Origin of the sequence: Comamonas terrae (genome assembly GCF_001544075.1) — a bacterium.
GTDB lineage: Bacteria > Pseudomonadota > Gammaproteobacteria > Burkholderiales > Burkholderiaceae_C > Comamonas > Comamonas terrae.
Window position 1 is genome coordinate 188832 of sequence record NZ_BCNT01000003.1, and the last position, 23114, is coordinate 211945.

Annotated in this window: 20 protein-coding genes; 17 read left to right on the forward strand and 3 right to left on the reverse strand. The window is 66.2% G+C overall.

The window, feature by feature from the left end; translation table 11 throughout:
• Positions 1-12: 12 nt before the first annotated feature.
• On the reverse strand, positions 13-1299 hold the full coding sequence (locus tag Cte04_RS04245; protein WP_245633287.1) for a tetratricopeptide repeat protein: 1287 nt from the start codon (positions 1297-1299) through the stop codon (positions 13-15).
• A gap of 286 nt (positions 1300-1585) precedes the next feature.
• Here Cte04_RS04245 and Cte04_RS04250 point away from each other — a divergent pair, with 286 nt between their 5' ends.
• From Cte04_RS04250 to accD, 12 genes are all read left to right on the forward strand, one after another.
• The gene (locus tag Cte04_RS04250) at positions 1586-2557 is read left to right on the forward strand and encodes a LysR family transcriptional regulator (protein ID WP_066472553.1); all 972 of its coding nucleotides are present in this window, start codon (positions 1586-1588) and stop codon (positions 2555-2557) included.
• Positions 2558-2628: 71 nt separating this feature from the next.
• Complete coding sequence (leuC, locus tag Cte04_RS04255; RefSeq protein ID WP_066472556.1) at positions 2629-4050, forward strand: 3-isopropylmalate dehydratase large subunit; 1422 nt, start codon at positions 2629-2631, stop codon at positions 4048-4050.
• A gap of 28 nt (positions 4051-4078) precedes the next feature.
• Positions 4079-4204, forward strand: a complete 126-nt coding sequence (locus tag Cte04_RS04260) for an entericidin A/B family lipoprotein (protein ID WP_066472559.1) — start codon at positions 4079-4081, stop codon at positions 4202-4204.
• A 26-nt stretch (positions 4205-4230) separates the two neighbouring features.
• Positions 4231-4887 carry a 3-isopropylmalate dehydratase small subunit gene (gene leuD, locus Cte04_RS04265; RefSeq protein ID WP_066472562.1) on the forward strand — a complete coding sequence of 219 codons (657 nt, stop codon included), beginning with the start codon at positions 4231-4233 and terminating at the stop codon, positions 4885-4887.
• Between the two features lie 119 nt (positions 4888-5006).
• Complete coding sequence (gene leuB / locus Cte04_RS04270; protein ID WP_066472565.1) at positions 5007-6083, forward strand: 3-isopropylmalate dehydrogenase; 1077 nt, start codon at positions 5007-5009, stop codon at positions 6081-6083.
• Between the two features lie 376 nt (positions 6084-6459).
• Positions 6460-7572, forward strand: coding sequence for an aspartate-semialdehyde dehydrogenase (asd, locus tag Cte04_RS04275; RefSeq protein WP_066472568.1), 1113 nt, complete (start codon positions 6460-6462; stop codon positions 7570-7572).
• A 393-nt stretch (positions 7573-7965) separates the two neighbouring features.
• A complete protein-coding gene (locus Cte04_RS04280) occupies positions 7966-10785 on the forward strand; it encodes a motility hub landmark protein FimV (protein WP_066472573.1) in 2820 nt (939 codons plus the stop codon).
• A 38-nt stretch (positions 10786-10823) separates the two neighbouring features.
• Complete coding sequence (gene truA, locus Cte04_RS04285; RefSeq protein WP_066472576.1) at positions 10824-11675, forward strand: tRNA pseudouridine(38-40) synthase TruA; 852 nt, start codon at positions 10824-10826, stop codon at positions 11673-11675.
• Positions 11672-12385, forward strand: coding sequence for a phosphoribosylanthranilate isomerase (locus Cte04_RS04290; RefSeq protein WP_066472579.1), 714 nt, complete (start codon positions 11672-11674; stop codon positions 12383-12385). Before truA ends, Cte04_RS04290 begins: the two co-directional genes overlap by 4 nt.
• Entirely contained in the window at positions 12378-13682 is a 1305-nt protein-coding gene (gene trpB / locus Cte04_RS04295) for a tryptophan synthase subunit beta (protein WP_066472587.1), read from the forward strand. The genes Cte04_RS04290 and trpB overlap by 8 nt, the downstream gene beginning before the upstream one ends.
• A complete protein-coding gene (gene trpA / locus Cte04_RS04300; RefSeq protein ID WP_066472591.1) occupies positions 13679-14488 on the forward strand; it encodes a tryptophan synthase subunit alpha in 810 nt (269 codons plus the stop codon). Before trpB ends, trpA begins: the two co-directional genes overlap by 4 nt.
• A 185-nt stretch (positions 14489-14673) precedes the next feature.
• Complete coding sequence (gene accD, locus Cte04_RS04305; RefSeq protein ID WP_066472595.1) at positions 14674-15549, forward strand: acetyl-CoA carboxylase, carboxyltransferase subunit beta; 876 nt, start codon at positions 14674-14676, stop codon at positions 15547-15549.
• A 99-nt stretch (positions 15550-15648) separates the two neighbouring features.
• Here accD and Cte04_RS04310 read toward each other — a convergent pair whose 3' ends face one another.
• A complete protein-coding gene (locus tag Cte04_RS04310) occupies positions 15649-16221 on the reverse strand; it encodes a YggT family protein (protein ID WP_066472605.1) in 573 nt (190 codons plus the stop codon).
• Between the two features lie 102 nt (positions 16222-16323).
• Here Cte04_RS04310 and Cte04_RS04315 point away from each other — a divergent pair, with 102 nt between their 5' ends.
• The 5 genes from Cte04_RS04315 (at position 16324) to Cte04_RS04335 (ending at position 21797) form a co-directional block, all read left to right on the forward strand.
• Positions 16324-16971, forward strand: a complete 648-nt coding sequence (locus tag Cte04_RS04315; protein ID WP_066472608.1) for an LON peptidase substrate-binding domain-containing protein — start codon at positions 16324-16326, stop codon at positions 16969-16971.
• Positions 16972-17121: 150 nt separating this feature from the next.
• A complete protein-coding gene (lysS, locus tag Cte04_RS04320; protein ID WP_066472612.1) occupies positions 17122-18666 on the forward strand; it encodes a lysine--tRNA ligase in 1545 nt (514 codons plus the stop codon).
• 116 nt (positions 18667-18782) lie between these two features.
• Entirely contained in the window at positions 18783-19802 is a 1020-nt protein-coding gene (locus Cte04_RS04325) for a hypothetical protein (protein WP_066472614.1), read from the forward strand.
• 146 nt (positions 19803-19948) lie between these two features.
• Positions 19949-21007 (forward strand): GGDEF domain-containing response regulator, encoded by a 1059-nt coding sequence (locus Cte04_RS04330; protein WP_066473935.1) that lies wholly within the window; start codon positions 19949-19951, stop codon positions 21005-21007.
• Between the two features lie 127 nt (positions 21008-21134).
• On the forward strand, positions 21135-21797 hold the full coding sequence (locus tag Cte04_RS04335; RefSeq protein WP_174522893.1) for a mechanosensitive ion channel family protein: 663 nt from the start codon (positions 21135-21137) through the stop codon (positions 21795-21797).
• 66 nt (positions 21798-21863) lie between these two features.
• Here the strand turns inward: Cte04_RS04335 and purT are convergent, their stop codons facing one another.
• Positions 21864-23081 (reverse strand): formate-dependent phosphoribosylglycinamide formyltransferase, encoded by a 1218-nt coding sequence (purT, locus tag Cte04_RS04340; RefSeq protein ID WP_066472620.1) that lies wholly within the window; start codon positions 23079-23081, stop codon positions 21864-21866.
• Positions 23082-23114: the final 33 nt, after the last annotated feature.

The window sequence follows — 23114 nt, forward strand, 5'->3', positions numbered from 1 at the left end:
GACGGCCCCGGCTCAGCCCGGCTCCCGGACAGGCTTCCAGCTTCGGGCTTCGCGCTGGATGCGCAGACGCTCCGCCGGCGTCAGGGCTTCGCCGGCCGCCTGGGTGCGGGCTTCCAGCGACGCATCCTTGTCCCTGGCGACCAGCAGCCAGAAATAGGCCTTCTGCGGATTCTTGGCCACGCCCTGGCCGCTGGTGTAGAGCGATGCCAGATTGGACTGGGCCAGCGTATAGCCCTGCTTGGCCGAGCGCTCGAACCATTGCACGGCCCTGGCCGGGTCGGCAGCAACCCCCTGGCCGTTCGCATACAGAAAGCCCAGCGTGGACTGCGCCGAAGCCAGGCCCTGGTTCGCGGCCTTCTCGAACCACTGGGCCGCGCGCTGCATGTCCTGCTTGACCACGGCGCCCTCGGCATAGGTCATGCCCGCGTTGTACTGGGCATCCACATGGCCTTGCTCGCCGGCCTTCTCGAACCATTTGAGCGCGGCCTTGGCATCCTCCTTCACTCCGCGGCCGCTGGCGTACATCACGCCCAGGCTGTACTGCCCGGCGGCTTCGCCTTTCTCGGCGGAGCGCTGAAACCACTGCACGGCCTGCGCCTCGTCCTTGGGCACGCCGCGGCCTTCGGCGTACATCAGGCCCAGGTTGTTCTGGGCAATGGCGTCGCCCTGATCGGCCGCCTTGCGGTACCACAGGGCCGCCTGGGCGTCGTCCTGGGCCACGCCCCGTCCATTCGCATACAGCACGCCCAGGTCCGACTGAGCCGGCGCATAGCCCTGCTCGGCCGCGCGCCGGTACAGCTGCACCGTCTGGGACAGGTCCTGCTTCACGCCGTTGCCGAAGCGGTAGCGCGACCCCAGCAGGTATTGGGCCTTGGCATCGCCGGCCTGGGCCGACTCGCGCAGCGCCGCCAGCTCCTTGGCGTCGTCGGCACTGCCGGCCGCTGCATTGGGAGCCGGGCTCCAGTGCTCCAGGCCCATGGGGACGGCAGCCGCTGCGGCGCCAGCGGCTGCCGCCCGGCCGGTGCGGCCGTGGCGGGAAGGTGCTGCGCCCTTCCTGGCCGCGCCCTTGGCTGCCTTGCCCGCCTTGGCTGGTGCGGCCTTGGCCGCAGGTTTCGCGGCGCCGGCCGGAGAACGGGCGGGCGCCGGCTTGGAAGATTTGCTGGCGGCTGCGGTCTTGCCCTTGGCGGGCGCGGCGTGCACAGCAACAGAACCCAGTGCCAGAGCCAGGCTTGCCACAGCCGTCAGGCAGGCATGGCTCCAGCGCAAGGCATGGGAAGAAGAAGGTGAGGACGAAGGCAAGGCGGTATCGAAAAAAAAGGCCGGAAAGCTTCCGGCAGTTGGAGGGACAAGTCTGTCGAGGCTCATATTTTTGCAGCATGCTCTCGAAGCGTCACGCCACTTTACTGTCTGTTAACAGCTGGAAAAAACTCCGGCAGCCCGGCCAGCACATCGCCAGCCGATAGCAGACCCATCGCAAAAGCATCACCCATCGCCAGCAAAGACATCTCATTCAAAGATGGTTAAGCAATGATTTATAGGTAAGAATGCAATCAACTTCTCTAAACGAGAAGACAGAGTCTCCCCCATGAAGAATTCCGAGCGTAGTTTTGCAAGGCGCATAGACCTCACCTCGCTGCAGCTGTTCGTGGCTGTCTGCGAGCTGGGCAGCATTGGCCGCGCCGCAGAGCGCGAGTTCATCGCGGCTTCGGCCGTGAGCAAGCGCCTGTCCGATCTTGAAGCCACCGTCGATACCGCGCTGCTGTACCGCCACAGCCGCGGCGTGACGCTGACACCTGCGGGCGAAAGCCTGCTGCACCATGCGCGCAACGTGCTCTATGGCCTGGAACGCATGCAGGGCGAGCTGTCCGAGTATGCCGACGGCGTGCGCGGCCATGTGCGCATGCACGCCAACATGTCGGCCATCGTGCAGTTCCTGCCCGAAGACCTGGGTGCCTTCGCCCGCGAGCACAGCCAGATCAAGATCGACCTGCAGGAGCACCTGAGCCCCGACGTGCTGAGCGCCGTGGCCGAGGGCACGGCCGATATCGGTATCTGCACGCTGGGCAATGCGTTGCAGCCTGGCAGCAAGCAGGCCACCGTGCAGCTGACCCAGGGCAATGTGCCGCTGCAATACCGCCGCTACCGCGAGGACCGGCTGGTCGTCGTCGTGCCCGAGCGCCATGCGCTGGCCGAGCGCGAAAGCGTGGCCTTCGCCGAAGTGCTGGAGTGGGACATCGTCAGCCTGCATGCGGGATCTTCCATCAGCCTGGCCATGCGCGCGGCCGCAGCCCAGGCCGGCCATGCGCTGCACCAGCGCATCCAGGTCACCAGCCTGGATGCCATGTGCCGCATGATCGACAATGGCCTGGGCCTGGGCCTGCTGCCGGACCGGGCCTTCGAGCTCATGCACGGCGTGGGCCATCTGCGCGCCGTGCACCTGAGCGATGACTGGGCACGCCGCGAACTGTGCGTGGTGGCGCGCGACTTCGACGCCCTGCCCGTCACCACCCGCCTGCTGGTGGACCACCTATGCCCTGCCGGCAGCGCCCGGGCCTGACGCCTGCTGACGGCCTGCCGCACGGCTTTACCGAATCCACACCCCGACAACCCCAACCTCACGAGACCGCCATGGGACGCACCCTTTACGACAAGATTTTTGACGAGCACGTCGTTCACACCGAGGAAGACGGCACCTCCATCCTCTACATCGACCGCCACCTGGTGCACGAAGTGACCAGTCCCCAGGCCTTCGAGGGCCTGCGCATGGCCGGGCGCAAGCTGTGGCGCATCAGTTCCGTGGTGGCCACGGCCGACCACAATACGCCCACCGACGGCTGGGAGCGCGGCTACGACGGCATTGCCGATCCCATCAGCAAGGAACAGATCACCACGCTCAACAGCAACATCGCCGAATTCGGCGCGGCCGCCTTCTTCCCCTTCATGGACAAGGGCCAGGGCATCGTCCACGTGATGGGCCCCGAGCAGGGCGCGACGCTGCCCGGCATGACCGTGGTCTGCGGCGACAGCCACACCTCCACGCACGGCGCCTTCGGCGCGCTGGCCCACGGCATCGGCACCTCCGAGGTCGAGCATGTGATGGCCACGCAGACCCTGCTGGCCAAGAAGGCCAGGAACATGCTGGTCAAGGTCAACGGCAAGGTCGCCCCCGGCATCACGGCCAAGGACATCGTGCTGGCCATCATCGGCAAGATCGGCACGGCCGGCGGCACGGGCTACACCATCGAATTCGCGGGCGAAGCCATCCGCGACCTGTCCATGGAGGGCCGCATGACCGTCTGCAACATGGCCATCGAAGGCGGCGCGCGCGCCGGTCTCGTAGCCGTGGATGACAAGACCATCAACTACATCAAGGGCCGCCCGCTGGCGCCCACCGGTGCCGAGTGGGATGCCGCCGTCGCCTATTGGAAAACGCTGCACTCCGACGCCGACGCCACGTTCGACCGCGTGGTCGAGCTCAACGCCGCCGAGATCGTGCCGCAGGTCACCTGGGGCACCTCGCCCGAGATGGTGCTGGGCGTGGATGCCACCGTACCCGATCCCGACAGGGAAAAGGACCCCAACAAGCGCGGCGCCATCGAGCGCGCCCTGACCTATATGGCCCTTACGCCCGGCAAGCCCATCAACGACATCTTCGTGGACAAGGTCTTCATCGGCTCCTGCACCAACAGCCGCATCGAGGACATGCGCGAGGCCGCCGCCGTGGTCAGGAAGCTGGGCCAGAAGGTGGCCAGGAACATCAAGCTGGCCATGGTCGTGCCCGGCTCCGGACTCGTGAAGGAACAGGCCGAGCGCGAAGGCCTGGACCAGATCTTCAAGGCCGCCGGCTTCGAATGGCGCGAGCCCGGCTGCTCCATGTGCCTGGCCATGAACGCCGACCGCCTGGAGCCCGGCGAGCGCTGCGCCTCCACCAGCAACCGCAACTTCGAAGGCCGCCAGGGCGCGGGAGGCCGCACCCACCTCGTCAGCCCGGCCATGGCCGCGGCCGCCGCCATCCACGGCCACTTCGTCGATATCCGCAAGTTCGCCTGAACACATCCTCTCTTCAGCGAGTCCGACCATGAAGCCACCGTTTCCGATCCTCCTGATTGGCCTGGCCCTCACCCTGGCCGCCTGCAACACCGTCAAGGGCATTGGCCAGGACGTGCAAAGCGCAGGCAGCGCCATCGAGCGCGCCGCTCGCTGATCCCCCAGAACATACGCCTTCAAGCCATGCAAAAATTCACCGTGCACAAGGGCCTTGTCGCCCCCATGGACCGCGAGAACGTCGACACCGACGCCATCATTCCCAAGCAGTTCCTGAAGTCCATCAAGAAGACGGGCTTCGGCCCCAACCTGTTCGACGAATGGCGCTACCTGGACCAGCCCGGCCAGCCCGGCGTGCCCGAGTCCGAACGCAAGCCCAACCCCGACTTCGTGCTCAACCAGCCGCGCTACAAAGGCGCCAGCATCCTGATCGCACGCAAGAACTTCGGCTGCGGCTCCAGCCGCGAGCACGCCCCCTGGGCGCTGGATCAGTACGGCTTCCGCGCCATCCTGGCCCCCAGCTTTGCCGACATCTTCTTCAACAACAGCTTCAAGAACGGCCTGCTGCCCATCGTGCTGCCCGAGGCCACGATCGACCTGCTGTTCAACGAAGTGGCGGCCTTCCCCGGCTACGAGCTGACCATCGACCTGGAGCGCCAGGTGATCGTGCGCCCCCAGGGTGAGGAAATCCCCTTCGACGTGATCGCCTTCCGCAAGTACTGCCTGCTCAACGGCTTCGACGACATCGGCCTGACCATGCGCCATGCCGACAAGATCAAGGCCTTCGAGGCCGAGCGTCTGGCGCAAAAGCCCTGGCTGGCTCACACATTGATCCAGCGCTGATTCATTTCTATCAATAAATGAGCTGCCAACGCTCTCCATTCATAGACTTCCAAGCAAATTCAATATGAAGTCTATGAATATCAAGCGCAAGCAGTTATCAAATTAATCAAAGGAACATCATGAAGATCGCAGTGTTGCCCGGAGACGGCATCGGCCCCGAAATCGTCGCGGAAGCCGTCAAGGTGCTCGAAGCCCTGAACCTGGGCCTGGAAATGCAGACAGCCCCCGTGGGCGGCGCCGGCTATGAAGCCGAAGGCCATCCGCTGCCGCCCGCCACGCTCAAGCTGGCGCAGGAAGCCGACGCCATCCTGTTCGGCGCCGTGGGCGACTGGAAATACGACACGCTGGACCGCCCCCTGCGCCCCGAACAGGCCATCCTGGGCCTGCGCAAGGCCCTGGGCCTGTTCGCCAACTTCCGCCCCGCCATCTGCTACAAGGAACTGACCCATGCCTCCAGCCTCAAGCCCGAGCTGGTCGCGGGCCTGGACATCCTCATCATCCGCGAGCTGACCGGCGACATCTACTTCGGCCAGCCGCGCGGCCGCCGCAGCGCTCCCGACGGCCACTTCCCCGGCGCCGAGGAAGCCTTCGACACCATGCGCTACACCCGTCCCGAGATCGAGCGCATCGCCCACGTCGCCTTCCAGGCCGCGCAAAAGCGCAGCAAGCGCGTGACCAGCGTGGACAAGGCCAACGTGCTCGAAACCTTCCAGCTGTGGAAGGACGTGGTCACCGAAGTCGGCAAGCAGTACCCCGACGTGGCGCTGGACCACATGTACGTGGACAACGCCGCCATGCAGCTGGTCAAGGAGCCCAAGCGCTTCGACGTGGTGGTCACCGGCAACATGTTCGGCGACATCCTGTCCGACGAGGCCTCGATGCTCACCGGCTCCATCGGCATGCTGCCCTCGGCCTCGCTCAACGACAGGAAGCAGGGCCTGTACGAACCCAGCCACGGCTCGGCGCCCGACATCGCCGGCAAGGGCATCGCCAACCCGCTGGCCACCATCCTGTCGGCCGCGATGATGCTGCGCTTCTCGCTGAACCAGGAAGCCGCCGCCCAGCGCATCGAAGCCGCCGTGCAGAAGGTGCTGGCCAAAGGGTTGCGCACCGCCGACATCTACAGCGAAGGCACGACCAAGGTTTCCACCCGCGAAATGGGTGACGCCGTGGTCCGGGCGCTGGCCGAAGTCTGAGCCACCGGCACCGCAAAGGCCGAGGCCAGCTCCCGGCCTTTGCAGCAGATCATGTTTTCGGACGTTTTTGATCAAAACGTCAAAAATAAATCACAAATTTCGACGATTTGACTATTGCATAAAGCACATTTAACAAACTGTGCTTTTACCGCAGTCGCTACAATCACAGCTCTTATGTTTGCCGCCCGCCCTTTCCTCGCTGAAACCGCAGCACCCGCAGCCTCTGCCGGTGTGGACGTGCGCGCGCAAATCGTTAAGACCATTAAGACGATTACAGGCTGACCCAGCCCGGTTCGTCGTGCGCCCCTGATCCGGCCAGACGAGCCGGACGAAGCAGTCTCAAGCTACTGTTTTCAAAACTGAAAGGGCGTTTCAAATGAGCAAGCAACTGGTTGGTTTGGTAGGCTGGCGCGGCATGGTCGGTTCCGTGCTGATGGACCGCATGCAGGCCGAGGGCGACTTCGAGCTGATCGAGCCGGTCTTCTTCTCCACCTCCAATGCCGGCGGCAAGGCCCCGTCCATGGCCAAGACCCACACCCAGCTCAAGGATGCCAACGACATCGCCGAGCTGGCCAAGTGCGACATCATCATCACCTGCCAGGGCGGCGACTACACCAAGGAAGTCTTCCCCAGGATCCGCGCCGCCGGCTGGAACGGCCACTGGATCGACGCCGCCTCCTCGCTGCGCATGGAGAGCGATGCCGTCATCGTGCTGGACCCCGTCAATGAAGACCTGATCAAGCAAAAGCTCGCCGCCGGCGGCAAGAACTGGATCGGCGGCAACTGCACCAACTCCATCCTGCTGATGGGCCTGGGCGGCCTGTTCAAGGCCGGCCTGGTCGAGTGGGTTTCCTCCATGACCTACCAGGCTGCCTCGGGCGGCGGCGCCAACCACATGCGCGAGCTGCTCAAGGGCATGGGCGTGGTGCACGCCGCCGTGGCCGATGAGCTGGCCACGCCTGCCTCCGCCATCCTGGAGATCGACCGCAAGGTGGCCGCCACCATCCGCGAGGACGTGCCCACCGAATTCTTCGGCGCCCCGCTGGCCGGCGGCCTGATCCCCTGGATCGACGCCCAGCTGGACAACGGCCAGTCCAAGGAAGAATGGAAGGGCCAGGCCGAGGTCAACAAGATCCTGGGCACCGAAGCCACCATTCCCGTGGACGGCCTGTGCGTGCGCATCGGCGCCATGCGCTGCCACTCGCTGGCGCTGACACTCAAGCTCAAGAAGGACCTGCCGCTGGCCGAGATCGAGGCCCTGATCCGGAGCGGCAACCCCTGGGTCAAGTTCGTCGCCAACGAGCGTGCGCTCACCGTCAAGGAACTGACCCCTGCCGCCGTGACCGGCGGCCTCGAAGTGGCCGTGGGCCGCGTGCGCAAGCTCAACATGGGCCCCGAGTACGTGTCCGCCTTCGTGATCGGCGACCAGCTGCTGTGGGGCGCCGCCGAACCGCTGCGCCGCATGCTGCGCATCCTGCTGGCCGCCTGAGCGGCGCCGGCCTGGCTCTTGAGCCAGCGCAACTCCCCCTGAAGCGCCATGCCATCCCTTGGATGGATGGCGCTTTTTTCGCCTCTGCAGCACAGCCCAGGCGGCATGCATGGGGCACAATCGGGCGCCACCGATGCCGCTTTTCGGGCGTTTCGACAGTGGCCAACAGGGATACATTAGGTTTCATCTCGTTGCCAATCGACAACATTGCGCAGGCTGGCCTGCCGCCTTATCGCTGGCAACGCAATAGCGTGGATGACAATGCAAGCCGTGTGCCCTGGGCCTTGAACCTGTTCATGCGCCTTTGGTAAGTTTTATTTACATGTGTACCCGCCGGCATTCCCAGAAAAACAATAGGCGCCAGCGGAACGCACCCACAAAAGTTTGAGCTTTATGCAACGCTGGAAACTCTCTGCGCTCGCCGCCGCGACCCTGGCCCTGACCGGCATGACGGCCACCAATGCGTGGGCCCTTGCCCTGGGCCGCATCACGGTGCAGTCGGCCCTTGGCGAGCCGCTGCGCGCCGAAGTGGAGATTCCGCAGCTCAGCGCCGCGGAGGCGGACAGCCTGCAGGCCGGCGTGGCTTCGCCGGAGGCCTTCCGCGCCCAGGGCGTGGAGTATTCGGGCACGGCCAACTCGATCCGCGTCAAGGTCGTCAGGAATGCCAACGGCTCGGCCGTGCTGCAGCTGAGCAGCTTCCAGCCTGTCAACGATCCCTTCCTCGATCTCGTCATCGATGCCAGCTGGGCTTCAGGCAAGCTCCAGCGCAACTACACGCTGCTGCTGGATCCGCCGGCCGCGCGCCGTGCCGCGCCCGGTGTGACGGCTGCGGCCCAGGCTTCGGCCCCCGAAGCCGCTCGGGCTCGCCCCGGCCGCCCGGCCGTCAATACCCCCACAGTCACGGCGCCCGCCCAGGACGACAGCAGCCCCACAGTGCCGCGCAAGCCCGCGCCGCCGGCGGTTGCCGCACGCCCGGCCCCGCCGGCCGCACCGGCATCCGGCGAGGATGTGCGCGTCAGGACCGGCGACACGGCCGGCCGCCTGGCCGCGGCCCACCGCCCTGCCGGCGTTTCGCTGGACCAGATGCTGGTGGCCATGCTGCGCGCCAATCCCCAGGCCTTCATCAACGGCAACGTCAACCGCATGCGCAGCGGCGTCGTGATCCAGATGCCCGATGAGGCCGCCGCCAAAGCCACGCCGCAGAACGAGGCGCGCCGCATCATGGCCGCGCAGTCGCGCGACTTCAACCAGTTCCGCCGCCAGCTGGCCGGTGCCGCCCCCGCCGCACCGGTGGAAGCGGCATCGCGCGCGGCTTCCGGCAAGATCCAGGCCCAGGTCGAAGAGGCCAAGCCCAGCACGGCAGCCCCCGACAAGCTCACGCTGTCCAAGGGTGCGGTCAAGGGTGTGGAAGCCGACGAAAAGCTGGCCCAGCAAAAGCAGTCGGCCGACCAGTCCTCGCGCATGGACGAACTCAAGCGCAACATGGCCGAGCTCAGCCAGATCGCCGCCGCCACCAAGCCCGAGGGTTCCGCTGCCAGTGCGGCCGGCACCGGCAGTGCCGCGACCGCGGCACCAGGGGTGGCCATACCCGCAGCGGCACCGGCAGCCGCAGCACCTGCAGCAGGCGAAACGCCGGCCGAGCCGGCCGCAGCCACCCCGGCAGCCGATGCCGCAGGCACGCCCGCCGCTGCGCCCGAATCAGCCGCATCGCAGGCAGAACCTGCAGACAAGAGTACCGACGAAGCCAAGCCAGCCGAGGCTGCAGCCCCAGCGGCCGCACCGGCGCCCCAGCCCAGGCCGGCACCGGCGCCAGCTCCCGTGCCACAGGAGCCCAGCTTTATCGACAGCCTGATGGAAGACCCCACCATTCCGCTGGCCGGTGCCGCGATCCTTGCCTTGCTGCTCGGTTACGGCGGCTATCGCGTGGCGCAGCGCCGCAAGGCGGCAGCCGCCGTGGCGGACAGCACGCTGGGCGACAGCCAGCTGGCTGCCGATTCCTTCTTCGGCGCCAGCGGCGGCCAGCATGTGGATACCGGCACCAGCAGCCAGATGTCGGGCCATTCCATGCAGTATTCGCCCAGCCAGCTCGATGCCGGCGACGTGGATCCACTGGCCGAGGCGGACGTCTACCTGGCCTATGGCCGCGACCTGCAGGCCGAGGAAATCCTCAAGGAAGCCCTGCGCACCGATCCCAACCGCCTGGTGCTGCACCAGAAGCTGGCCGAAATCTATGCCAAGCGCCATGACCGCAAGGCCTTTGAAGCCACGGCCCAGACCCTGCGCAACCTGACCCAGGGCCAGGGTCCGGAATGGCAACGCCTTGCCGACCAGGGCCGCATCCTCGACCCCGAGAACGCCCTGTACCAGCAAGGCGGCAATACCTCCCTGCCCCAGGCCGGCAGCGCCAGCGCTCAGCCCGCTGCCGCAGAGCCCGCCGCAGACCTGGCTGGCGGTCTGGCCGCAGGCGCCGCCGCCATGGGCTTTGGCGCCGCGCTGGCCCAGTCGAAACTGGATGCCGACCGCGAAGGCCCCGCCACCCTGCCTGCGGGCCTGGACCTGAACATGGATCTGGACCTGCCCGGCGGCCTGGCCGACGCCGAGCCCGTGCACAAGCTCGACGAAGCACCGGCCATCCCCCAGCCCAGCGAACAGGACTTTGCCGATCTCGGCAGCTGGAGCGCCACGCCGGCAGCTCCCGCTGCGGCGCTTCCCGAAGCAGCTCCCGCCTCCGAGCACGACAACAGCCTGGACATGGATTTCGGCTCGGCCCTGGAAGCGCCCGCAGCCCAGCCCCACTCGGCTTCGCCGGGCGGCGTGATGGATACCGAGGCAGCGTCGGCCGTGCCCGCCACGCCCGAGGGCCTGGAGTTCGACCTGAGCGACTTCGCCCTGCCCTCGTCGACCCACGCAGAAGCAACCGACAGGCCTGTGGCTGCCGAGTCCCTGGCAGAAGACGATCCTGCCGACTCCAACGTCATGGAATTCGACCTGAGCGCCCTGTCGCTGGATCTGGGCAACAGCAACGCGCCGGCTTCCCCGTCGCCAGCCCCCGTGGCGCCGGAAGACCCGCTGGCCACCAAGCTGGCGCTGGCCGAGGAATTCAATGCCATCGGCGACAGCGACGGAGCACGTACACTGATAGAGGAAGTGATCGCCGAAGCCCAGGGCGATCTCAAGGCCCGGGCCCAGCGCCTGCTCTCTGAAATTGGTTGATATTTGATGCGTTTGAACTCCACGCCAGAGGCTTTGCCATGCGCATAGCCCTCGGCGTCAGCTACAACGGACAGGCCTACAACGGCTGGCAGAGCCAGCCTTCGGGCAACACCGTACAAGATCACCTCGAAGCGGCCCTGGGCCGCTTTGCTGCTCAAGAAGTGTCCACGATCTGTGCCGGCCGCACCGATGCCGGCGTGCACGGCCTCATGCAGGTCGTGCACTTCGACACCGCACTGCAGCGTGCACCGTTTTCCTGGGTGCGTGGCACCAACACCTTTCTGCCGTCCGACATTGCCGTGCAGTGGGCCCAGCCGGTACCGGACGAGTTCCACTCGCGCGCCTGCGCCACGGGCCGCCGCTACGCCTATGTGCTGCTGCAGTCGCCCGTGCGCCCCAGCGTGGAAGCCGGCCGGGTGGGCTGGGTGTTCCATGCGCTGGACGGTCAGGCCATGCAGGAGGCGGCCCGCCACCTGATCGGCGAGCACGATTTCTCGTCCTTTCGCGCCTCGGGCTGCCAGGCCAAGACGCCGGTCAAGACGCTGTACGACATCCGCGTCAGCCGCCGCATGGCCGATGGCGGCTCCCGGCAGGCCGCCGCCAGCTCCATGCGCCCGGGCGACACCGAGCCCATGGAATGCTGCTACTGGCGCTTCGAATTCGACGGCAGCGCCTTTCTGCACCACATGGTGCGCAACATCATGGGCTGCCTGATCGCCATCGGCCAGGGGCTGCACCCGCCCGAATGGATGCAGCAGGTGCTGGCGGTGCGCTCGCGCGATGCGGCAGCGCCCACCTTCGCCCCGGACGGCCTGTACTTTCTCGGCCCCATGTACGATGAGAAATGGGGCCTGCCCACGCGCACGGCCGCATTCGACTGGCTGCCATGAACCACCCACAACGAACCCGTATCAAGATCTGCGGCCTGACGCGCGAGGAGGACGTGGATGCAGCCGTGGCCGCAGGCGCCGACGCCATCGGCTTCGTGCTCTATGCCAGGAGCCCGCGCGCCGTCAGCGTGGAGCGCGCGGCCGAGCTGGCCCGGCGCCTGCCGCCCTTTGTCACGCCGGTGCTGCTGTTCGTCAACGAAAGCGCTTCCAGCGTGATAGCAGCTTGCGCCCGCATACCGGGCGCTTGCGTGCAATTCCATGGCGACGAATCCCCCGAGGACTGCGCAGCGGCCACGCTGGGCACCCGGCCCTATCTGCGGGCGGCACGCATACCCCTTGGAGACGGTGCCGCGCAGTTCGACCTCGTAGAATATGCGCAACGTTATTCGAAAGCCCAGGCCATACTGCTCGACGCCCATGTCGACGGCTATGGCGGTGGCGGAAAAGCATTCAATTGGTCACTCCTGCCAACAAGCGTCGCCTCTCACCTCGTTTTGTCTGGTGGACTCACGCCTGCAAACGTGACCGATGGCATCTTGCAAGTGCGCCCTCGCGGGCTGTCGCTGGCCGTTGATGTGAGCTCGGGAGTCGAGGCCGACGGCCCCGACGACAAGCCGCTCAAGGGCATCAAGGACGCCCACAAGATCCACCGCTTCGTTGCTGCCGTACGCGCAGCCGATGCCTCCTATTTGCAGACCACGCATGTTTGAATACCAATACCCCGACGTCCAGGGCCATTTCGGCCGCTACGGCGGCAGCTTTGCCAGCGAGACCCTGACCCACGCGCTCACCGAGCTGCGCGACGCCTACGCCAGGTACCAGAACGACCCCGAATTCATCGCCGAATTCCAGTCCGAGCTGGCCCATTACGTGGGCCGCCCCTCGCCCGTCTACCACGCGGCACGCATGTCGCGCGAGATGGGCGGCGCCCAGATCTACCTCAAGCGCGAGGACCTGAACCATACGGGCGCCCACAAGATCAACAATGTGATCGGCCAGGCCATGCTGGCCAAGCGCATGGGCAAGCCGCGCATCATCGCCGAGACCGGCGCCGGCCAGCACGGCGTGGCCACGGCCACCATCTGTGCGCGCTACGGCCTGGAGTGCATCGTCTACATGGGCGCCGAGGACGTGAAGCGCCAGAGCCCCAACGTCTACCGCATGCGCCTGCTGGGCGCCACCGTGGTGCCCGTGGAGTCGGGCAGCCGCACGCTCAAGGACGCGCTCAACGAAGCCATGCGCGACTGGGTCGCCAACGTGGACAACACCTTCTACATCATCGGCACCGTGGCCGGCCCGCACCCCTATCCCATGATGGTGCGCGACTTCCAGAAGGTGATCGGCGACGAATGCCTTGCGCAGATGCCCGAATTCCTGGGTGCAGGCCGGCAGCCCGACGCGGTGATCGCCTGCGTGGGCGGCGGCAGCAATGCCATGGGCATCTTCTACCCCTACATTCCCTATGAGAACACCCGCCTGATCGGCGTGGAAGCCGCGGGCGAGGGCCTGGACAGCGGCAAGCACTCGGCCAGCCTGCAGCGCGGCTCCTCGGGCGTGCTGCACGGCAACCGCACCTTCATCCTGCAGGACGAGAACGGCCAGATCACCGAGACGCACAGCATCAGCGCCGGCCTGGACTACCCCGGCGTGGGCCCCGAGCACGCCTGGCTGCAGGAAATCAAACGCGCCCAGTACGTGGGCATCACCGACGCCGAGGCGCTGGACGCCTTCCACTACCTGTGCCGCGCCGAAGGCATCATTCCCGCGCTGGAGTCCAGCCACGCCGTGGCCTATGCCATGAAGCTGGCCAAGACCATGCGACCCGACCAGTCCATCCTCGTGAACCTCTCGGGCCGCGGCGACAAGGACATCGGCACCGTGGCCGACCTGTCGGGCGCCGAATACTATGACCGCCCTTCCATGCGCGGCCACACCGTCAAGGGTGCGCCGGGCCACGATGCCGCCAAGGCGGCCCACGGCGCTGCGGGAGGAAACAACAAGCTATGAGCCGTATTGCCACCACTTTCAGCAAGCTCCAGGAAGAAGGCCGCAAGGCCCTGATTCCCTATGTGACCGCCGGCTTTCCGTTTGCCGCCATCACGCCCTCGCTCATGCACGGCATGGTGGAGGCCGGTGCCGACGTGATCGAGCTGGGCGTGCCCTTCTCCGACCCCATGGCCGACGGCCCCACCATCCAGCGCGCGGGTGACAAGGCCATTGCCAACGGCGTGGGCCTCAGGCAGGTGCTGGCCTATGTGGCCGAATTCCGCAAGAAGGACGAGGCCACGCCCGTGGTGCTCATGGGCTACGCCAACCCCGTGGAACGCTACGACCAGATGCATGGCGAGGATGCCTTCGTCAACGACGCGGCCGCGGCCGGCGTGGACGGCGTGCTCATCGTGGACTACCCGCCCGAGGAATGCGAGGAATTCGCCGCCAAGCTGCGCGCGCGCGACATGGACCTGATCTTCCTGCTGGCCCCGACCAGCACGGACGAGCGCATGCAACAGGTGGCCCGCGTGGCCAGCGGCTATGTGTACTACGTCTCGCTCAAGGGCGTGACGGGTTCGGGCGCCCTGGATACCTCGGCCGTGGAAGCCATGCTGCCGCGCATCCGCGCGCATGTGAGCATTCCCGTGGGCGTGGGCTTCGGCATCCGCGACGCCCAGACCGCCCACGCCATCAGCCGCGTGGCCGATGCAGTGGTCATCGGCAGCCGCATCATCGAAATGCTCGACGGCCAGCCCCACGAGAAGATTGTTCCGCTGACAATAGACTTTCTGCGTGGTGTGCGAAAGGCTCTCGACGCATAATGCAGCCCTGAAATCAGCCACCCCCTGAGCGGCTTTGCCGCTTCCCCCCTGAAGGGGGACGACCGCTTCGCAGCGGGGCGGCCCTTGCTCGCTGTCCCTGACGGGATTGCGCCAGTGCCTGCGCCGCGCCGCCCTCATGGGTTGCGGGTGGCGCGCAGTGCAGTGGAAACTGAAAAGGAAACACCATGTCCTGGCTCGAAAAACTTCTGCCTGCCAAGATCCAGCAGACCAATCCGACGGAGCGCCACCAGCAGATTCCCGAAGGCCTGTGGATCAAATGCCCCAGCTGCGAAACCGTTCTCTACAAGACCGATCTGGAGAAGAACCAGAACGTCTGCCCCAGCTGCGGTCACCACCACCGCATCGGCGCCCGCGCGCGCCTGAACCATTTCCTCGACGCCGAAGGCCGCTATGAAATCGGCCAGGAAGTCATTCCGGTCGACGCGCTCAAGTTCAAGGACAGCCGCAAGTACCCCGAGCGCCTGAAGGAAGCACTGGAGAACACCGGCGAGACCGATGCGCTGATCGTCATGGGCGGCGCCGTCAAGAGCGTCAACGTGGTCGTTGCCTGCTTCGAATTCGACTTCATGGGCGGCTCCATGGGTTCCGTGGTCGGCGAGCGCTTCGTGCGCGGCGTGGAAACCGCCATCGAGCAGAAGGTACCCTTCATCTGCTTCACCGCCACCGGCGGCGCGCGCATGCAGGAAGGCCTGCTGTCGCTGATGCAGATGGCCAAGACCAATGCCGCGCTCACGCGCCTGGCCAAGAAGGGCCTGCCCTACATCTCCGTGCTGACCGATCCGACCATGGGCGGCGTCTCGGCCGGCTTCGCCTTCATGGGCGACATCGTCATGGCCGAGCCCAATGCGCTGATCGGCTTTGCCGGCCCGCGCGTGATCGAGACCACGGTGCGCGTGAAACTGCCCGAAGGCTTCCAGCGCGCCGAGTTCCTGCAGGACAAGGGCGCCGTGGACATGATCGTGGACCGCCGGGAACTGCGCGACCGCATTTCCAGCTCGCTGGCCATGCTGCAGCGCCTGCCGGCCGACGCCGTGCAATAAGCACAAGCACCCGGGCGCATTCTGCGCCTGCCAGCAAAAAGCCCGTGCAGACCGAGATCTGCACGGGCTTTTTACCGGGCAATGCCGATCAGCCGGCGCTCACATCCCCATGGCTCCCATGGCGATGGCACCCAGCCCCCAGGCCTGCACATGGGCCAGCACGATGAGCCCCACCTGCAGCACGATCATCCCGACCAGGGCGGAGAGATCCACATTGCCGATCAGCGGCATGATCTTGCGGATGGGCACGAGCAGAGGGTCGGCCAGGCGCTGCAGCACGTTGTAGATTGGCGAGTACGGCTGCACCCAGGACAGGATGGCATAGGCCAGCAGGATGCCCATCATGCCCATCAGCGCGAGCTTGACCAGGCCGCACAACGCCAGCCAGGGCACGGCCAGCACCGACGCGGCAGCACCCAGCAGCCAGCCGATCACCATCTGCAGCAGCAGCAAAGCAGAAGCCGCCACCAGGCTGGGCACGTCCCAGCTGCCCCTGGTGGGCATCAGCTTGCGCAGCGGCAGCACGATCCAGTCGGACAGCGCAAACACCAGCTGGCCTATGGGATTGCCGAACGGAACGCGCTGCCTTTGCATGTACAGGCGCAGCAGGCAGGCGCCCCCGACCAGGCTGACCGCGACATCCAGCAGAAACCAAACGATTTGAAAAAGCATGTAGTTGAATCTATCGGCAAGTTGGCAGACATGAAACCGGGCCGGCACCGCAGACATTGCCGCGGCCATGCCCCACAGATCATGGGATGATAGCCGGGCACCATGACCGAAGCCGCCACACTGCACTCCCTGCCCCTGTTTCCGCTGGGCACCGTCCTGTTCCCGCAAGGGCTTCTGAGCCTGAGGGTCTTCGAGGTGCGCTATCTCGACATGGTGCGCAAATGCCAGGCCGCGGACGCGCCATTCGGCGTGGTGGCGCTGCAGGCCGGCCACGAGGTGCGCAAGGCCGGCGCCCGGCCCGAGCAGCTGTATGCCGAAGGCACGCTGGCCCGGCTGACGCGGCTGGAGACCGTGCAGCTGGGGCTGATGCATCTGCAATGCCGGGGCCAGCAGCGCTTTCGCATTCTCGGCAGCCGGCAGCTGCCCCACGGGCTCTGGGTGGCCGATGTGCAGATGCTGCCGGACGATGCCGAGATCGCGGTGCCCCAGCACCTGCGCAGCGTGGCCCATGCACTGGCCCAGGTACTGCTGCAGCTGCATGCGCGCGCCCAGGACCCCGACCATGCGCAACTGCCTACACCCGCCCAGATGGCCGATTGCGGATGGGTCGCCAACCGCTGGGCCGAGCTGCTGCCGCTGCCGCTGGCCGTCAAGCAGCAACTGATGACGCTGGACAGTCCGCTGCTGCGCCTGGAGCTGATCGCCGACCTGCTGGAGCGCAATGGCATCGGCCAAGCCCCCGCCACCTAGCACCAGCGCCTTTCAAGGGGGCCATTTGGGGCTTGAGGTGCTCCCCTGGCAAAAAAAACTAAAATCGCCGGTTCGGGCCGCAAGCCGTGCGGCCCCATTTTCCGGGCTTCCTGCCTTTATTTCCGGCGCCTGGCGCTGGCGCTCATTTTCATGACTGAACAAAACACCTCTTTAGCGGCTGAAAACACCGCCCCTCAGGACGAAAACAAACTCATCGCCGAGCGCCGCGAAAAACTCAAAACCCTGCGCGAGCAGGCCAAGGCCAGCGGCAATGCGGCCTTCCCCAACGACTTCAAGCCCGAGCACCGCGCCGACGCGCTGATCGCCGCGCATTCCGGCAAGGAAGCCGAGGCCCTGGAAGCCGAGGCCATCGCCGTCAGCGTGGCCGGCCGCATGATGCTCAAGCGCGTGATGGGCAAGGCCAGCTTCGCCACCATCCAGGACGCCACAGGCCGCATCCAGATCTATGTGACGCGCGATGCCGTGGGCGAGGACGTGTACGCCGACTTCAAGAAGTGGGACCTGGGCGACATCATCGCCGCCGAAGGCACGCTGATGAAGACCAAGACCGGCGAGCTGTCCATCAAGGCCACGCGCATCCGCCTGCTGACCAAGAGCCTGCGACCCATGCCCGACAAGTTCCACGGCATGGCCGACCTCGAACAGAAGGTGCGCCAGCGCTATGTGGACCTGATGATGGACGAAGAGGCCCGCAAGCGCTTCGTGGCCCGCAGCAAGGCCGTGGCCGGCATCCGCGAATTCATGGTCGAGCACGGCTTCCTCGAGGTCGAGACGCCCATGCTGCACCCCATTCCGGGCGGCGCCAACGCCAAGCCCTTCATCACCCACCACAATGCGCTGGACCAGGACATGTACCTGCGCATCGCGCCCGAGCTCTACCTCAAGCGCCTGATCGTGGGCGGCTTCGAGCGCGTGTTCGAGATCAACCGCAACTTCCGCAACGAAGGCATCTCGGTGCGCCACAACCCCGAGTTCACGATGATGGAGTTCTACGCGGCCTACTGGAACTACCGCGACCTGATGGACTACACCGAGGCGCTGATCCGCGACGCGGCCATGAAGGCTGTGGGAACGCTTTCGCTGGCCTATGGCGGCAAGAGCGTGGACCTGGCCCAGCCCTTCGAGCGCCTGACCATCGTGGAAGCCATCGTCAAGTACACCGACGCCGGCGAGAACGTGGGCAACCGCGACTGGCTGATCAATGCCTTGAAGAAGCTGGGCATGAAGGAAGACAAGGACAAGCTGTCCACCCGAACGCTGGCCAGCCTGCAGGTGCTGTACTTCGAAGAAGTGGTCGAGGAAAAGCTCTGGAACCCCACCTTCATCATGGAGCACCCCACGGAGATCTCGCCGCTGGCCCGCGCCAACGATGAGCGTCCCGAGGTGACCGAGCGCTTCGAGCTGTACATCACCGGCCGCGAGTTCGGCAACGGCTTCTCCGAGCTCAACGACGCCGAAGACCAGGCCGCGCGCTTCAACGCCCAGGTCGCCGCCAAGGACGGTGGTGACGACGAGGCCATGTACTTCGACCACGACTTCGTGCGCGCCCTGGAATACGGCATGCCTCCCACCGGCGGCTGCGGCATCGGCATCGACCGCTTCATGATGCTGCTGACCGACAGCGCCAGCATCCGCGACATCATCCTGTTCCCGGCACTGCGCCGCGAACAATAAGCCTTATTGCCTCCAGATCAATAGCTGCCAGCCCTTTTACAGAAAGGGCTGGCAGCTATTTTCATATAGGGAGCCTGCAACCGGCCGGTCACGGCCCGTGGCTATACTGGCCCCCCATGCATATCCCTCGATACTGGGCGCAAGCGCGGCTGCGCCATGAAACCGGCCAACGCCACGGCGCGACCGTCCAGCGTTGGGGTTGGTCCGACAGCAGCCCGCAGGAGGCCGAAGCCCATGCCCGGCAGCGGGCCCAGGAAGCGCTGAACGCCCTGCTGGCCGCTCCCGCGGCAAGCAACCTGGATGCAGGATTCGAGCGCATGGAATGGCGCGGCGAATACGGTCTGGACGGCGCCACGCCCATCCGCGAGGAAGTGCTGGAGCGCCGCGGCGACACGGTGCTCACGCGCAACAGCTACGGTGCCCACTGCCTCAATACCGAGCAGGTGGCCATTGCCGACATGGATTTTCCCGAGCCCCGGCGGTCGCCGCGCTTTCCGCTGCTGTCCAGCCTGCTGCTGGCGGCCGCGCTGGGCTGGCTGGCCACCCAGCCTCAGGCCGTCAATGCCCTGATGCTGGCCGGCATCGTCGCGACGGCGCTGATAGGCCTGTATTGGCTGTCCAAGCTGCGCCAATGGCAGCATGCGCGTACGGCCCGGGCCCGTGCCGTACCGCCGCTGCAGGCGGCACTGGAGCGCGTGCACACGCTGGCCAGCCAGCATCCGGACTGGAGCCTGCGCCTGTACCAGACGCCCAAGGGCCTGCGCGTCATCGTCACGCACGCCACCTTCGGCCCCGGATCTCCCGAAGTCCAGATCCTGTTCAATGCGCTGGCGGTGGATCCGCTCTACGCCATGCTGTGCGACAAGCAACAGTGCTTTCGCGCGCGCGTCACCGGCAAACCCTGGCGCATGGGCCTGAGCGGTCTTTCGTCGCAGGACCGGCAATGGCCGCTGCAGCCCAGGCATCTGCCGTCGCGCACCGCGTGGTGCCGCGATTACGACCGCAAGGCCGCCCAGTTCGCGGCCTGCCATTTCATCGAGCAACTGGGGCCGGGCGCCAGCTGTCCGCAGGCCCAGGCCTTTGTGCAATGGCATGACCAGGCCTGCAACGCCCGCACCGCGCTGCCGCTGGCCTGAGTCGCCGTGTCGCCGCAAGCAGACATTGCTTTACATTGATGTAAATGAAAGGCGGTTAAAGTAACAAAAAACTACACTCCCGGTATTCATTCCGGCCCGCCGCCCTGTTCCATGTGATCCCGCCGGATCAGCAGACCCGTACGCACATGTCCGTCATTCCGCCCCCGAGTTCCGAACGCTCAGCCATTGAATCGGACGCTGCGCGTTTCACGCCGCAGGATGCCAGCGCGCCGTTTTCCGTTCTCGTGGTGGAAGATCAGCCCTCCATGCGCACGGCCCTGGTCAGGGAGCTGCACCAGGCGGGTGTGAGCGAGGTGCTGGAAGCAGAGAACGGCCGTGCAGCCCTGGCGCTGTTTCGCAGCCGCCGCCCGGACCTGGTGCTGCTGGACATCCGTCTACCCGGCGAGGATGGCTACTGGGTGGCGCGCCAGCTGCGCGAGACCGAGCGCGGCGAGTGGACGCCCATCATCTTCCTGTCGGGACTGGACAATGACCTGGATGTCTGGCGCGGCATCGAGGCCGGCGGCGACGACTATCTGGTCAAGCCCGTCAAGCCCATCGTTCTGGTGGCCAAGCTGCGCGCCATGCGGCGCCTGCTGGACATGCGCCGCCGCCTCGTGACCCTGTCGGCCGAACTGCATCTGGCCAACCAGAAGCTCAACGAGATGGTGGAGCTGGACTCGCTCACCAACCTGGTCAACCGCCGCGGCATGGACCGCATGCTGCATGCGGAGATCGCCGCAGCCCGCCGCGAGGGCAAGCCGCTGACGCTGATGCTCTGCGACCTGGACCATTTCAAGCAGTTCAACGATACCTACGGCCATGTGCAGGGCGACGAATGCCTCAAGCACGTGGGACGGCTGCTGCGCGAGGTCTGCGTGCGCCCGCGCGACGTGGCGGCCCGCTACGGCGGCGAGGAATTCGCACTGATCCTGCCCAACACGCCGCGCTCCGGCGCGATGACGTTTGCCCGCGCGCTGGGCCAGATGCTCAAGAGCCTCAAGGTGCGGCCGCCCAATGCGCCCGGCGAGCTGCAGCTGACGCTCTCTGGCGGCATCACCACCTGCATTCCCGACGAGCACACCAGCGCGGAAACCATGCTGATGCGCGCCGACGAAGCCCTGTACGCAGCCAAGTCCCAGGGACGCAACCGCTTCTTCAGCTTCGAGATGCAGATGGACACCATCGAGCAAAGGCAGCTCTAGGGCTCTTCCTGCCCGCCCGGCGCACTGCGCGCCCGCCGACGCCGGCAGCGGCGATTAGGCGCTAGGATCAAGGCTCCGACCGGCCGCTGCTGCGGCCGGCGTTCTTGTTTCTCCCCATTGTTGGTTTATGCGCCGTCTTCAAATGCACCTGCCGGAATGGATGCAGGAATGGCTGGAAGTCCTGGTCCCGGGCATCCAGATTTTTCTCATCATCGTTGCCGCCTGGCTGCTCAACCGCCTTTGCAAGCGCATCGTCTCCCGCGTCGGCCAGCACTATGCGCTGCCGCATGAGCTGCTGCTGCCGATGCGCGGCGTACTGCGCTGGATCATCATTGCCGCCGCCGTGCTGCTGGTGCTGGAACGCCTGGGCATGTCGGCCACGGTGCTGTGGACCGCCTTCACAGGCTTCGCCACCGTGGGTGCCGTCGCCTTCTTTGCCGCCTGGAGCGTGCTCTCCAACCTGTTCTGCGCCGTGCTGATCGTGACCGTCGGACCGTTCCGGCTCGGCGACCACATCGAGCTGCTCGATTCGGCCGACAAGCCCGGCGCCAAGGGCAAGGTGATCGACCTCAACATGCTCTACACCACGCTGCAGGACGACAGCGCCCCCGAGGGCGTGCCCAATGTGGTGCAGATTCCCAATTCGCTGATCTTCCAGCGCGTGCTGCGGCGCTGGAAAGGCGGCATGCCCATGGCGACGGAAGCCGCGCCTGCCAGCAGCGGCGAGGAAGCCAGCGCCATTGCCCTGGCAACGCCCGCAGCCCGGAGTGCGGACCAAGCCGGTGCCTGACTGCGCACGAACGCAAAAAGAAAAAGGGCTCCTTCCGGGAGCCCTTTCGCATGGATGGCGCTGCCGTCAGGGCAGGCGTGGCGCCACCTTGCCGGCGGCCAGCTTGGCGTTGGCGCGGGCCGTCTCCACGTCGGCCGCGCGGGCCAGCGCCACGCCCATGCGGCGCTTGACGAAGCTCTCGGGCTTGCCGAACAGGCGCAGGTCGGTACCGGGGATGGCCAGGGCTTCATCCACGCCATCGAACACCAGGCCCGTGGCATCCTGGCCGCCATAGATCACGGCGCTGGCACCGGGATTGCGCAGGCTGGCATCCACGGGCAGGCCCAGGATGGCGCGCGCATGCAGCTCGAACTCGCTCTGCCACTGGGTGGCCAACGTCACCAGACCCGTGTCGTGCGGGCGCGGCGAAACTTCGCTGAACCAGACCTGATCGCCCTTGACGAACAGCTCCACGCCGAACAGGCCCAGGCCGCCCAGGTCGTCGGTCACGGCCTTGGCGATCTGGCGGGACTTTTCAAGCGCCGCCGCCTGCATGGGCTGAGGCTGCCAGCTTTCCACATAGTCGCCGGCCTGCTGGATATGGCCGATGGGGTCGCAGAAATGTGTCCGGACCTGGCCGTCGGCGCCCCTGGCACGCACGGTCAGCTGGGTGATTTCGTAGTCGAAGGCTATGAAGCCTTCGACGATGACGCGGCCCTTGGCCACGCGGCCGCCGGCCATGGCGTAGTCCCAGGCCTTGGCCACATCGGCCGGGCTGTCGATCTTGCTCTGGCCCTTGCCCGAGCTGCTCATCACGGGCTTGACCACGCAGGGATAGCCGATGGCCGGCCGGCCGTCCGTGCCGTCGATGGCGGCCTGCAGCTCGGCCAGCGAGTCGCAGAAGCGGTAGGGGCTGGTCGGCAGGCCCAGGGTCTCGGCGGCCAGGCGGCGGATGCCTTCGCGGTCCATGGTCAGGCGCGTGGCGCGGGCCGTGGGCACCACGGTGACCACGCCCGCGGCCTCCAGCTCTTCCAGCATGGGCGTGGCAATGGCCTCGATCTCGGGCACGACCAGATCCGGCTTGACCTCTTCGATGAGCGCCTTGAGCTGGGCCGGATCGCTCATGGTGATGGTGCGCGCATGGTGGGCCACCTGGTGGCCGGGCGCGTTTTCGTAGCGGTCCACGGCAATGGTTTCGACGCCGAGGCGCTGCAGCGCGATCAGCACTTCCTTGCCCAGTTCGCCGCTGCCCAGCAGCATGACTTTGGTGGCATGGGGGGAGAGAGGGGTTCCTAGAGTGGTCATGGAGCGGTCCGGCAAAGAATGAAAGAAATGTAT